Annotated in this window: 8 protein-coding genes and 2 pseudogenes; 3 read left to right on the top strand and 7 right to left on the bottom strand. The window is 60.2% G+C overall.

The genetic code is table 11. The features are described 5' to 3' along the window. Positions 1–71 precede the first annotated feature (71 nt). The 4 genes from fabG to IPM16_05875 form a co-directional block, all read right to left on the bottom strand. Positions 72–815 carry a 3-oxoacyl-[acyl-carrier-protein] reductase gene (fabG, locus tag IPM16_05890; protein MBK9122639.1) on the bottom strand — a complete coding sequence of 248 codons (744 nt, stop codon included), beginning with the start codon at positions 813–815 and terminating at the stop codon, positions 72–74. An 8-nt stretch (positions 816–823) separates the two neighbouring features. Beyond that, entirely contained in the window at positions 824–1,855 is a 1,032-nt protein-coding gene (locus tag IPM16_05885) for a hypothetical protein (GenBank protein ID MBK9122638.1), read from the bottom strand. A gap of 5 nt (positions 1,856–1,860) precedes the next feature. Further along, complete coding sequence (locus IPM16_05880; protein ID MBK9122637.1) at positions 1,861–3,507, bottom strand: CTP synthase; 1,647 nt, start codon at positions 3,505–3,507, stop codon at positions 1,861–1,863. Positions 3,508–3,606: 99 nt separating this feature from the next. After that, positions 3,607–3,978 (bottom strand): roadblock/LC7 domain-containing protein, encoded by a 372-nt coding sequence (locus IPM16_05875; GenBank protein MBK9122636.1) that lies wholly within the window; start codon positions 3,976–3,978, stop codon positions 3,607–3,609. A 222-nt stretch (positions 3,979–4,200) separates the two neighbouring features. Between IPM16_05875 and IPM16_05870 the strand changes: the two genes are divergently transcribed. Continuing rightward, the gene (locus tag IPM16_05870; GenBank protein ID MBK9122635.1) at positions 4,201–5,181 is read left to right on the top strand and encodes a MoxR family ATPase; all 981 of its coding nucleotides are present in this window, start codon (positions 4,201–4,203) and stop codon (positions 5,179–5,181) included. A 5-nt stretch (positions 5,182–5,186) separates the two neighbouring features. After that, positions 5,187–6,449: a DUF58 domain-containing protein gene (locus tag IPM16_05865; protein MBK9122634.1), complete on the top strand. Its 1,263-nt coding sequence runs from the start codon at positions 5,187–5,189 to the stop codon at positions 6,447–6,449. Positions 6,450–6,538: 89 nt separating this feature from the next. Here the strand turns inward: IPM16_05865 and IPM16_05860 are convergent, their stop codons facing one another. The 3 genes and pseudogenes from IPM16_05860 to IPM16_05850 form a co-directional block, all read right to left on the bottom strand. Next, positions 6,539–8,194 carry a hypothetical protein gene (locus tag IPM16_05860; protein MBK9122633.1) on the bottom strand — a complete coding sequence of 552 codons (1,656 nt, stop codon included), beginning with the start codon at positions 8,192–8,194 and terminating at the stop codon, positions 6,539–6,541. 870 nt (positions 8,195–9,064) lie between these two features. Further along, positions 9,065–10,609, bottom strand: a pseudogene (locus IPM16_05855) (DNA-directed RNA polymerase subunit beta'). A 96-nt stretch (positions 10,610–10,705) separates the two neighbouring features. Beyond that, a pseudogene (locus IPM16_05850) lies at positions 10,706–11,113 on the bottom strand (DNA-directed RNA polymerase subunit beta'). Between the two features lie 327 nt (positions 11,114–11,440). Here IPM16_05850 and IPM16_05845 point away from each other — a divergent pair. After that, positions 11,441–13,714, top strand: a complete 2,274-nt coding sequence (locus IPM16_05845) for an alpha-glucosidase (GenBank protein ID MBK9122632.1) — start codon at positions 11,441–11,443, stop codon at positions 13,712–13,714. Positions 13,715–13,719 lie beyond the last annotated feature (5 nt).

The raw sequence follows: 13,719 nt of genomic DNA, 5'->3' as shown, positions 1-13,719 counted from the left end.
TGAATCGAAACAGGCGCGTCCGCTGACGCACCTGTTGTCGTGACACAAAGCACGGTGTGTCGGGCAGCACCCTACATCGCCATGCCACCATCGACGTTGAGCACTTGCCCTGTCACGTACGCACTATCTTCTGCGGCAAAAAACGCGACAGCTCTTGCGACTTCTTCGACCGTTCCCCACCGTCCGACAGGAATGACCGCGTTGAGCTGCTTGACGAGGTCTTCGGGGAGGTCCTTCGTCAGGTCGGTCAATACGAACCCGGGCGCGACGGCGTTGACAGTAATGCCGCGGTTGGCGTACTCGCGTGCCAGCGACTTGGTCAAGCCAATCATGCCGGCCTTCGAAGCGCTGTAGTTGGTCTGTCCCGCCTGCCCGACCACACCGCTCACACTGCTCACGTTGATGATCCGGCCGTACCGCTTGCGCATCATCGCGCCAATTGCCGCCTTGCAGCACAACCACGCGCTTCGGAGGTTGGTCTCGATCACCGCGTCGAAATCCTCGGGCTTCATGCGGATGATCAGGTTGTCGCGCGTCGTACCGGCGTTATTCACGAGGATGTCGACCTTGCCGTAGGTATCGATTGCGGCTTTGAACAGCGCCTCAACCTGCGCCTCGTCGCTCACGTTGGCTTGAACGGCGATCGCGTTTCCCCCTGCTGCCGCAATCGCCTCGACAACCTCGTTTGCGGCACCGGGACTGGCGTTGTAATTGACCACCACCGATGCGCCACGCGCGGCGAGGTCCATAGCGATCGCCCGCCCAATTCCCCGGCTCGCGCCAGTTACGATGGCTACTCGATCCTTCAGACTCATGCGTCCTCCTAAGCAAGCTGTTCGGCGCGAAGTGCGCTCTGCGCATCGCGGATGCGCTGCGCAAGTGCCACCCGTTCGTCGTCATCAAGGCCGGAAGCAGCGACCGCATTCAGTACCAGCGCATCAATCTGATCGACATCCAGCCCGAGGTCGGCGGCGGCTTCGAACACATCGCCGGTCGATTTGCCCAAGCGTGCCGGCGCCAATGCCGTCACTGTGGTGGACACGCCCGCATTGACTAACTCCGCCAGCGGGTAGCTCACGCCCGAGCCGCTCGTACCGAGCATTTCCGCGAGCGCGAGTGCAACATCGACCGTCACGTCCGAACCCGCAAGCTGGGCTAGAAGCTCGGCATCAGATGCAACTGGAAAGCTGGTTACGATCCGCGATACCGGGAGTTCGTTAAGCACTTCGCGGATGCCGAGTGCGCCGGTCTGCTCGCCTGCGCGGATTACGCGTGCGATCCCTTTCCGCTCGGCACCGGTGAGCGCACGCTCGTAATTCACCAACTGCTGATCGGTCTCGTCGCCGCTCAGCCCCACCGCAACAACCGCATGCTTGCGGCCTGCCGGACTGTTTGCCGAACGAACGATTTCGTCGGCACGGCGTGCCTCGTCTCGCGGGATGTTGAAAACCCAGCCGATCTTCGTCCCCCATCCGCGCTCAACCCGCTGACGGCCATCGCTGAGGGCTTCCATCAGCGACTCAAACGTGACATCACTGGCGGTGTAGCGCGTCGGAGTGATCGACATCTCAGCATAGAGGACATTCTGCTTGGCCAGCGCAACACCTGCGTCATAGACCAATCGCACGAGATCCTCGATGTTGAAGACCCATTCGCCAAGCGAGCTATAGAGCCCGTCAAGCGAAGCAGGATCAGGCGACTCGAGCACCTTCACGATCGGGGCGACCTGCTTCGACCGCAGCGGTATTTCGTTCATATCGGCGAGGCTCAGCCACGACGCGAGCGGAACGGCGCCCTCGAACGTCAGGCCAAGGTCGACCTTGGGCATAGCGGCGATATACGACTTGAGTGACATGGAGTTTATCCTTCAGTTACGGCGGGTTTCTGCGGCATCGCTTGACGCTGCAGGGCACTACGGACAAGGCCGACAAACAACGGATGGGGGTTGTTGGGCCGGCTCGCAAACTCGGGATGGAACTGCGACCCGAGCATGTACGGATGGTCTCCGACTTCGGCAATCTCAACGAGGGTGCCGTTCGGGCTTAGGCCGCTGAAGACCATGCCTGCCTGCTCGAACGCCTCACGGTATTCGTTATTGAACTCGAACCGATGACGGTGCCGCTCGGAGACCGACTCGAGCTTGCGATAGGCTTCCCACGCGGCGGTGTCCGGCTTGAGCTTACACACATAGTGCCCCAGTCGCATCGTACCGCCCAGCTCAGTCACGTCCTTCTGATCGAGCATGAGGTCGATCACGTTGTGTTCGCTCGTGCTCTCAAATTCCGCACTGTTGGCGTCCTCGAGGTGCAGCACGTTGCGCGCGAACTCGATGCACATGGTCTGCATGCCGAGGCACAGCCCGAGGTACGGCACCTTGTGTTCGCGTGCATACCGAGCGGCAAGGACCTTACCTTCGATCCCACGTTGACCGAATCCGCCGGGAACGATGATCCCGTCGAGAGTCTCAAGTTCTTCGAGATCACGCCCGCGTTCCAGCTTCTCGGAGTGAATCCAAGCGATATCCGCCTTGGCTTCGAGCAGGCTTGCCGCGTGGAACACGGCCTCTTTCACGCTCATGTACGCGTCATGGAGCTCAACGTACTTCCCGATGATCCCGATTCTGACCGTGCGTCTTGGCTGGCGCATGCGCCGCACCATCGCGCGCCAGTCCTCGAGCGCGGGCGTCTTGGCAACACGATCAAGCTGAAGCTTCTTGACGATGAAATCGCCCAAACCGGCATCTTCCAAGGCCAGCGGTACATCGTAGAGCAGATCGGTTGTCACCAACGGGATAACCGCGGACTCGTCGACATCGCAGAACAGCGCGATCTTCTGCGTTACGTCCTTGCTGACAGGATAGTCGGTCCGGGCGATGATGACGTGCGGCTGGATACCGACGCTGCGTAGATCGCGCACGCTGTGCTGCGTCGGTTTGGTCTTAAGCTCGCCTGTCGCCCCGATATGGGGAAGAAACGTCACGTGTACGTAGCACGTGTCTTCGCGCGGGAGATTCTGGCGCATCTGACGAATCGCTTCAAGGAAGGGCTGCCCTTCGATATCCCCGACCGTGCCGCCGACTTCAACGAGCACCACGTCCGGGCTGCTGTCGAGACTGACCATCTTGATTCGCCGCTTGATCTCGTTCGTAATGTGCGGGACGACTTGGATGGTTCCGCCGAGATAGTCGCCCTGCCGTTCCTTTCCGATGATGTGACTGTAGACTTGGCCAGCGGTGACGTTGCACGTCTTGTTCAGCTCTTCGTCGATAAACCGCTCGTAATGCCCGAGGTCGAGATCGGTCTCGGCGCCGTCGGACGTGACGAACACCTCGCCGTGCTGATACGGGCTCATCGTACCAGGGTCCACGTTGAGATACGGGTCGAGCTTTTGTATGGCGACCTTCAGGCCGCGTGCCTTGAGGATTCGTCCGATGGCAGCGGCCGTGACACCTTTGCCTACGGAACTCACCACACCGCCGGTAAGGAATACGTACTTCGGATTCGACATTGAGCAGACGCCTCGTTACGCATTACACAAAAAACGCGGCGGGGCCACATGGGCCCGCCGGAAAACGCTAGAACGACGCAGGGAACGCGACCGAGGGCGTTAAATCAGCTCGGCGAGATCGTCCGCTGCCCGGCGCATTTCAAGGAAGATCAGCCCGAGCCGGGCGTCTTCCCGAACAAGAGAAGTCAAGACCGCCTCGCTCCCTACGGAAACGAGGACGACCAGCCCTTTTTTCCCGCGTACATAAACCTGTTCGAGCATGCCACGCTGAAGCTCCACGGAAATGCGCTCGCCCAGCGACAGCATCGCAGCAGACATCGCAGAGACACGGTCTTCCTCTACGCCGACAGGCAGCGACGAGGCAATGCTCAACCCATCGACACTGATCACAGCGGAAGCTTCCATGCCGGGCCCGGCCGCGTGCAGATCGCGCAAGCGATCTACCATCAACTCCGTCCGCGATTTCGCCATTGGCCGTCCGCTCCCGTTCTCGAGTGGTTTCTGCGAATGCGTTTTAGGTGCAAATAACCATCACATTGTAGCAGAAATCCGACGGCGCGCAAAAACAATCGAGGCGGTATACTGGGGTCAAGACGTGAGCTTTACGTACTCGTGCCGTAGGGAGACCGTGGTCTCCCGAAGCATTTCTACCACTATAATGTCGCAAGCCAGAATATCGAGTGAACGCACACGATGAATGATCGCGCAACCCGCACACCCGGAGACGTCCAAAACATCGTTGCGACAGTTCAGACTGTCGCCGAACGGATCGTACAGTCGGTAGGACAAGTCATCTTCGGGAAGCGCAACGAAATCCGCCTGACCGTCCTCGGACTACTCTCACAGGGCCACATTCTCCTCGAGGACATCCCCGGCGTGGGAAAGACCATGCTGGCGCGGGCGTTGGCGCGTTCGATGGGCATTCGGTTCAGCCGCATTCAGTTCACGCCGGACATGCTGCCCTCGGACGTCACCGGTGTCAGCATCTTCAATCAGGAGTCGCGTCAGTTCGAGTTTCGCCCGGGCCCCATTTTCGCCCAGATCGTACTCGCAGACGAGATCAACCGCGCGACTGCTAAGACCCAGTCGGCGCTCCTTGAAGCGATGGAGGAGCGGCAGGTCACGGTTGACGGTCATACCTACCAGATGTACGACCCCTTCCTCATCATCGCAACACAGAACCCGATCGAGTACGAAGGCACCTTCCCGCTTCCAGAAGCACAGCTCGACCGTTTCCTGATCCGTATTCAACTCGGATACCCGAGCCCGGCAGAAGAATTGGTTGTGCTGAGCGCCCAGCAGTACGAGCATCCGATCAACAATATGCGGCAGGTCGTCACAGTTCAGGAGCTGGCTGCCGCCCAAGCGGCGGTCCGCGATGTGTATGTTGCCGAGGAGATCAAACGGTACATCGTAGAGATCGTGAATGCGACGCGCAATCACCCGAAGGTGTACCTCGGCGCAAGCCCGCGTGGTTCGCTGGCGCTGTTCCGCTGCTCGCAGACCCGCGCCGCGATGGCCGGACGTGATTATGTCGTCCCCGACGATGTCAAGGCGCTCGCCGAAGTCACGCTCGCGCATCGCATTATTGCCAACGATCGCGACGAGAACACTCGGATCATCGTGCAAGAGGTCCTGCAATACACGCCGGTGCCGGGTGCTTCTGCCCGCTAAGCGCGATGACAACGCACTCCAACCGCCGCAACATTATCTACATCATGATTTCCGCCAGCTTGTTGGGCGGGCTTTTCACCGGCGAGTCGGTGCTGTTCAACGTAGCATATTTGTTAGGCGGGCTGTTATTCATCTCGCTTGTCTGGGCGGTCTTTGCCGTGAGATGGGTGCGGATTTCGCGACGCACGCATGCCCAAGCTGCTCAGGTCGGCAAGTCGATCGAAGAAGCGTTCTCAGTGCGCAATACCGCCTTCCTACCTAAGCTGTGGCTCGAAATACGGGACCACTCGACCCTCCCGAATCATCGCGCCAGCCACGTTGTTCCGGCGCTGCCCGCACGAGGCCGTTACCATTGGACCGTCAAAACGCTGTGCGTCTCGCGCGGGGAATTCCGGCTAGGTGGCCTCACCATCGTGAGCGGCGATCCGTTCGGGTTCTTCGTCTCGCCACGCGTGATCAAAGGCGAACGGCGCATTGTCGTCTTCCCTGAAGTCGTGTCGATGAAGCGGTTCGCGCTGCCTGCCGGTTTCGCATCGGGTGGCGAAACCCAGCGCAAACGCTCGCCAACCATTACGACCAATGCATCAGGCGTGCGCGACTACGTCCCCGGCGACAGCATCAACCGAATTCACTGGCGCAGCACGGCGCGCAAAGAAAAACTGATCGTCAAGGAGTTCGAGATCGATCCGATCGTCGACCTTTGGCTTTTCGCCGACTTTTCTGCGCAAACACTGGTTGAAGACCCGTCAATCCATCGCATCAACGGGATCGGCCCGATCATACCGCGCGCGCCGGGCATTCCGCCCTCGACCGAGGAGTACGTCGCCGTGTGCAGCGCATCGATCGCCACGCACTTTTTGAATAGCGACCGGTCGGTGGGCTTCATGGCTCACATCCCGACTCGGCGCGTCCTCCAGCCCGACCGGTCACGCCGACAGCTCAACGACATGCTTGAGGCGCTGTCTATTGCCCGCAGTCTGTCGGAGCAAACGCTTGAGCGCATGCTGCAAATGGAGACCCAGTACTTCACGCGCGGCACGACCTTGATCATCGTAACGGCATCGGTCGATCCGTCGTGGGTTCCGCGTGCTGCACGACTCCAGCGGCGCGGTATTCGCCCTTCGGTTGTTCTGGTCGATGCCGGGTCGTTCAACTCGCTTCTGACTGCCGAGCCTGTACGCGCCGCGCTGCGCAGCGCAGGTATCCCGTTCGTGGCGGTTCGCCGTGGCGACGACATTGGGTCCGTTCTGTCACAAAAGCCACAGTAGTCGATCGTCAGCTGCAGACAGGTTCGGCACACAAAACGGGACGGATCGCTGTGATCCGTCCCGTTTGATTCTTCCGCACGAAGATCGTGCTAGTTCATGCTCAGGCTCTCGTCCATGTCCGACTCGTCGAAGAGTTCGGTGTCACGGTCGAGCGCGCCCTGCGACTCGAGGGTCGTATTCGGCGCAATCAGCTCGCGATCCTGATAGGTATGGAAGCCCGTGCCGGCAGGGATCAGCTTGCCGATGATCACGTTCTCCTTGAGGCCGTAGAGCCGGTCGACCTTGCCTTCGATTGCAGCGCCAGCCAACACCTTGATGGTGTGCTGGAAGCTCGACGCCGAAAGGAAGCTGTCGGTGTTGAGCGCGGCCTTAGAAATGCCCAGCAGCACGGGGGCCGCCTTGGCAGGCTCACCACCCTCGGCGATCACGCGCTCGTTGCGATCGATCAACTGCAGCCGATCGATCAGTTCACCCGGCAGCAGTTCGGTCGAACCGCCATGCGTGATCTGCACCTTCGAAAGCATCTTGCGGATCATGATCTCGAAGTGCTTGTCAGCGATGTTCACGCCTTGCGCGCGGTACACCTTCTGCACCTCGGTCAGCAAGTACAACTGCGTCGCGTCTTCGCCCATCACGTGCAGGATGCGGTGCGGGTTCTTGGCGCCGTCCGTCAACTGCTGGCCGGCATGCACCTGCATACCGTCCTCGATCCCCGGGATCAAACGTGCGTTCGAAGGGATTTCGTACTCCTCCGTCGTCACGACTTCGTAACGCAGGTACAGCGTGCGATCCTCGATGTGGACCGTGCCATCCATCTCGGCGGTAATCGCCCCGTCGGCTTCCGGCGCACGGGCAAGGACAGCGCCGGACTTCACGTCCTGCTCTTCCTCGACCTCGATAGCCCACCCTTCGGGGATCTTGACCTCAGTGCGGAACACCTGCGCGTTGGTCACCTGTGCGAAGCGCACGCCTTCCTTCTTGATCAGGTGCAGCGTGCCCGAGATGTCGGTCATGACCGCTTCGCCCTTGGGCTTCTTGCGAGCTTCGAAAAGCTCCTCGACACGAGGCAAACCACTCGTGATGTCGCCCGAGGTCTGCGCCGTACCACCGCTGTGGAACGTCCGCAGGGTCAGCTGCGTGCCCGGCTCGCCGATCGACTGGGCCGCTACGATCCCGACGGCCGACCCGATCCCAACCATGTCGCCACGACCGAGGTCGCGGCCATAGCACAGCGCGCAGATGCCATGGATCAACGCGCACGTCATCGGGCTGCGAACCAGAACCTCTTCAACCTTCGAATTCTGAATTTGCTCAGCGACATCCTCGTCGATCATCTGGTTGCGCGCAACCAGCAGCACGCCGGATTCCGGATCATGCAGGTCATGGGACGCAGAACGGCCGACGATACGCTCGAACAGCGTCTGCCCGGCGACATCGTCGCTGCGGCGAATTGCCAGACCGCGGTTGGTTCCGCAGTCGGTGCGGTTCACGATCACATCCTGCGCAACGTCCACCAAGCGGCGAGTCAGATACCCTGCGTCGGCGGTACGCAGCGCCGTATCGGCAAGGCCCTTACGCGCACCGTGCGTCGAGATAAAGTACTCGAGCGCGTTCAGTCCCTCGCGGAAGTGACTGCGGATCGGCAGGTCGATGATTCGACCCGACGGATCGGACATCAGACCGCGCATACCGGCCAACTGCGTGATTGGACCGAACCCACCCTTCGTTGAGCCGGAAAGCGCCATAATGGCGATCGGGCCATACGGATCGAGCGTGTCCTTCATCAGGCTTTCGAGGTCATCCTTGGCTTCGCGCCACACGTCGACCGTCCGCTGATACCGTTCATCCTCGGAGAGCATGCCACGGCGGTATTCGCGCTCGGCGGTCTGAACCATGTTGTCTGCGTCGGTCAGAATCTTCTCGCGCTCGTCGGGGACGGTCAGGTCGCTAACGGCGACGGTCGTCCCTGAAACGGTCGCATAGTAGAAGCCGAGGTTCTTGATGTCGTCCACCAAGTCGGTCGTACGCTCGGAGCCGATTCGCTGGAAGCACTTCGCAACCAGATCCTGAAGCTGCTTCTTGCCACACGTCTTCTGGACGAAGCGCAGTTCGTCCGGCAGGATGCGGTTGAACAGCGCACGGCCAACAGTCGTGATCTCCGGTCGCGGCTGTGCAGGCTGGTTGTCGTAGATGTTTCCGAGCAAGATCGGCGTGTGGAGCTTGACTTCGCCGAGGCGGTACAGGTACTCGACCTCATCGATGTCTGACACCAACCGGCGCTCGTGCAGGTTCGTGATTTCCAAGCGGTCATACAGACCGCGCTCCTGCATCAGCTTGTCCATCTCGTAGCCGTTGAACAACGCGACATCGATGTCACCGGCCAGCAGCGCATCTATCGTCACGTCGGTCGCCTTGCGTGAAACGCGGGTCCGGCCACGCTCGTCAGTCTGGGTGATGTCCGAGAACACGGTGGCTTTCGTGACGTCGTTGCGCATCGCCCAGTAGTAACCGTTAGCCCGCTTCGCCACGCCGACACGCACATCGTCGTCCCACACGACGTCGATGCTGCGATACTTGCCGGCGTCTTCCTTGCGCGCGACAACTTCGACGGTGGGGTCCATCGTCAGGTAGTAGATTCCGAGCACCATGTCCTTAGCCGGGCCGACGATCGGCTGGCCGTCGGCGGGCTTGAGCAGGTTCTTCGTGCTCAGCATAAGCTCGCGTGCCTCGCGAACCGCGTTCTCGCTCAGCGGCACATGCACGGCCATTTGATCGCCGTCAAAGTCCGCGTTGAACGCCGAACAGACCAGCGGGTGAATCTGGATGGCCTTGCCCTCGACAAGGATCGGCTCAAATGCCTGAATACCGAGGCGATGCAGGGTCGGCGCACGGTTCAGCAGGACCGGACGGGCCTTGATGACCTCTTCCAGCGCTTCCCAGACCTCCGGCCGCTCGCGCTCGATAACGCGCTTGGCGCCCTTGACGTTCTGCGCGTATCCATCGGCAACGAGCCGGCTGATGACGAACGGGCGGTACAGCTCCAGCGCCATCGTCTTGGGCAGGCCGCACTGATGCAGTTTCAGGCGCGGGCCAATGACGATGACCGAACGGCCCGAGTAGTCGACACGCTTTCCGAGCAGGTTGCGGCGGAAGCGCCCCTTCTTGCCCTTGAGCATATCGCTCAACGACTTCAGCTCGCGACGGCCGCGGCGGCTGAGCGCCCGCCCGCGCTGGCTGTTGTCGACAAGGCTGTCGACAGCTTCTTGCAGCATCCGCTTTTCGTTGCGGACAATGACATCCGGCGCGCCCAGCTCAAGCAAGTGCTTGAGACGGTTGTTGCGGTTGATCACGCGGCGGTACAGGTCGTTGAGATCGCTCGTCGCGAAGCGGCCGCCATCGAGCTGCACCATCGGGCGCAAGTCGGGCGGGATGACCGGCAGGACTTCGAGGATCATCCACTCGGGACGGTTGTGGCTGCGGCGCAGGCTCTCTACCACCTTGAGACGCTTTGTGGCCTTCTTGCGACGCTGCTTGCTCTTGTTGTTGCGAAGCTCGGCCCACAGCTCTTCGGCCAGCTTGTCGAGGTCGAGGCTCTTGAGGATCTTGTGGAATGCCTCAGCGCCCATATCCGCCTGAAATACCTGGCCGAACTTGGCGCGGAGCTCGCGATACTTGTTTTCGCCCAGAAACTGAAGAACGTGCAGGTCCTGCAGCTCGCGCTTGGCATCGTTAGCCGCCTTGAGCACGTCGCTCATGCGCTCTTGCAGCTTGCTCATACGTACGTCGAGGCCCTCGGCCGCGGCGCGCTTCACCGTGTCCCGCTCGGTTTCAAGGTCGGCCAACGCCTGACGACGCTGCGACTCAATCTCGAGCTGCAGTTCATTCAGGTAGTCATTGACGGCCTGCTGGACGGTGACGAGGTGGTCGTTGGTTACCGTTGCGCCCTTAGCAACAACGGTCATGTCGGCTGCTTCGAGCATGATCGCAGCAGTTGCCTTCTGTCCGCGCATACCTTCCACGCGAACCTGAACCGCCTGCGCTTCTTGCATCAGCTTATCCGTGAGGCGGGCCAATTCTTCTTCGTAGTGGCGCGAGATCTCGGCTTCACGAAGTTCAAAGGCGTCTAGCTGCTGATCGCGTTCGTCGCGGATGTTGACCATCTGCGACTTAATGTCGTCGCCCAGCTCGTTTTCTTTGGCTTGAATCTCGCGGTCGATACGCTTGAGCGCACGTTCGCGGTTGTCCTCGTCGACGCCCGTCACGACATATTGCGCGAAATACAGCACGCGGTCGAGATTGCGCCGGCTGATGTCGAGCAGCAGACCAAGGTAGCTCGGCACACGGCGCGTGTACCACACATGCGCGACCGGCGCGGCCAGCAGAATGTGGCCCATACGCTCACGGCGCACGACCGAGCGGGTGACTTCCACACCGCACTTGTCGCAGATGACACCCTTATAGCGGATGTTCTTGAACTTCCCGCAGTAGCACTGCCAGTCGCGGGTCGGGCCAAAGATGGCTTCGCAGAACAGCCCGTCCTTTTCCGGGCGCAGTCGGCGGTAGTTGATCGTTTCCGGCTTGGTGACTTCGCCATACGACCACTTCTTGATCGTTTCAGGCGAGGCGAGGCTCACGCGTAGTGCGCTAAAATCTTTCGCCGCCAAGGCGCATCCTCCTACAGCATATTGGAACGGGTCGAGAACCTGCGGGGACCACTCTGTAACATATCGGGGTGCTAACGAATACGAAGCCAGCCGTCAGCCGAGATTAGGCGACGCTGGCTTAGGTGAATCGCACCATACGCTACGCATCAGTAATCGGGAATTATACGCCTCGCGGTCCAGCACGTCAAGTTTGACTGCTCGCCGAGAATCTCGGTCCACACATCGCCAAACGTGGCGCTAATGGCCGCTTGTCGCCGATCGTTGACCGGGCTTACGATCGTGATAGTGGCCGAACCGTTGTTTGGTCGAGTTGAGCGGAACGCGTCTATGAAACAAGCGCGTCAGATTGGTTGTGGTTGCCTCACGGTGACCGTGATCGTCCTGTTGGTGGCAATTGGCTATGTGGTCGCCGTCCGCGTCACGGACGACTACCGCATTCGGCCAGTCGAAGGTCAACTGGTGCAGTCGGCTTCCCAAAGGACGCAGAACACGGCGCCGCTCAAATATGTTGAGGGCAGTTTCGAGATCGAGTGGGATCCCGTCGCTGCGATAATTCGCGTCACGCATCTGCCCGATCGGGAGGCAATCGTCTGGGAGAGCGTGCCGGGCGTCCCATTCGTAGCCGCCGGAGCAGGCATGGCTGAATTCCACGAGTCACGCGCACACTATCGGGTGACCGACCATCGGACGCTGTTGTGCGGTGACCAGTCTGTTGATCGCATTTCGCAGGCCGACACCGGCACCCACGTCGAAGGGACTCTTGCGTGCGACGATGGCACGATTGCTCGCTACCATCTCGTCCTCTATGAGAGAAGCCGTAATGCTCTCGAGTTCTCTCTATCCGTTGATCGGGAGGATCTGAATCGGCTCTACTTGACAAGCGCAACCGCCCTTGACGAACATGTCCTTGGCTTCGGTACTCAGTACACGCTGCTTGACATGAAAGGTCAGTACGTGCCGATATTCGTCAGCGAACAAGGTATCGGCCGTGGCATCCAGCCGCTCACCCTAGGAGCCGACCTGCAGGCCGGGGCCGGCGGGACGTGGTCTGACTCATATGCTCCTGTTCCGTACTTTCTCACCGATCAGAAGCGTGGGTTTCTGCTCTGGAATGACGAATACAGCGCTTTTGACATGCGTGCGGACGATCGCCTTCAAGTCACAGTCTACAGCAACGAGGTCCGCGGGACGCTCCTTTACGGAGAGACCCCTTCCGAGCTAGTGGGCGTCTATACCGAGCTGATTGGTCGAATGGCTCCCCTTCCAGATTGGATCACCGCCGGTGCAATCATCGGGTTGCAGGGCGGGACCGAACGTGTCCGCGACATCTACAGCCGGCTGCGGGAACACGAAGTGCCAGTCACCGCGTTGTGGCTACAAGATTGGGTCGGACGACGGGAGACCAGCTTCGGTAGCCAACTCTGGTGGAACTGGCAGCTGGACACAATGCACTATCCAGCTTGGGACAGTCTCAGCGAAGAGTTGGCGAATGACGGCGTTCGACTGCTGATCTATGTCAACCCGTACTTAGCGGATATCTCAGAGAAGCCAGGCGGCGGTCGCAACTTGTACCAAGAAGCGGTCTCGAAGGGCTACGTCGTTAGGAGACAGGATGCATCGCCATATCTGCTTCGCAACACCGACTTCTCCGCTGCAATGATTGACTTCACGAATCCCGAAGCGTCGGCGTGGTATCGCGACGTGTTGAGCGAACAGGTGCGTGCCACTGGCGCTGCGGGCTGGATGGCCGACTTCGGCGAGGGTCTACCGGTCGACGCGGTGTTGTTTGACGGGGCCAGTGGCGACACCGCACACAACCACTACCCCGTACTCTGGGCGCAGTTCAACCAGGAGCTTGCGGCCGGCCTCGGCGAGGAGATTGTCTATTTCATGCGGTCCGGGTACCGCGAAAGTCCCACACACACGTCCCTGTTCTGGCTCGGCGATCAAATGGTCGCGTGGGACGCGTACGACGGGATCAAGTCAGCGGTCACGGGCTTGCTCTCGTCTGGCCTTGCGGGATTCGCGTTCAATCACAGCGATATCGGAGGATACACGACCATCACTAACCCGATCGCCAACTACTACCGGACTCGTGAACTGCTAGGTCGGTGGAGTGAACTGAATGCGTTCACGCCAGTTTTTAGAACCCATGAAGGAAACCGCCCCGACCAGAATGCCCAGATCTACGACGATGATCAGTCAATCGAGCAGTTCGCCCGCGCTGCGAGAATCCATGAGGCGTGGGGGTTCTACCGATCCGCTCTCGTCAGCGAGGCTGCTGCGTCCGGTCTACCTGTTGTCCGCCCAATGATGCTGGTGTTCCCCCATGACCCTGCCGCGTACGACTTCGTCTTTGAGCAGTTCATGGTTGGCGATGAACTGCTTGTTGCGCCGGTACTTGATCCTGATGTGGACGAGGCTGTCGTCTATCTGCCAGAGGGTAGCTGGGTTCAGGTGTGGACAGGCATCGAGTACGAAGGTCCGCAGTCAATCACTATCCCTGCCCCGATGGGCTATCCTGCCGTATTCTTCCGCAGTGGAAGTGAGGTGGGTCTGCGATTCGTCGTGAATCTTCGGGCCGCAGGCTTGATCGACTGACTGAT

Source organism: Candidatus Flexicrinis affinis (assembly GCA_016716525.1).
Lineage (GTDB): Bacteria > Chloroflexota > Anaerolineae > Aggregatilineales > Phototrophicaceae > Flexicrinis > Flexicrinis affinis.
The sequence above is the reverse complement of the archived record's forward strand: the minus strand, read 5'-3'. Positions and strand labels throughout refer to the sequence as shown.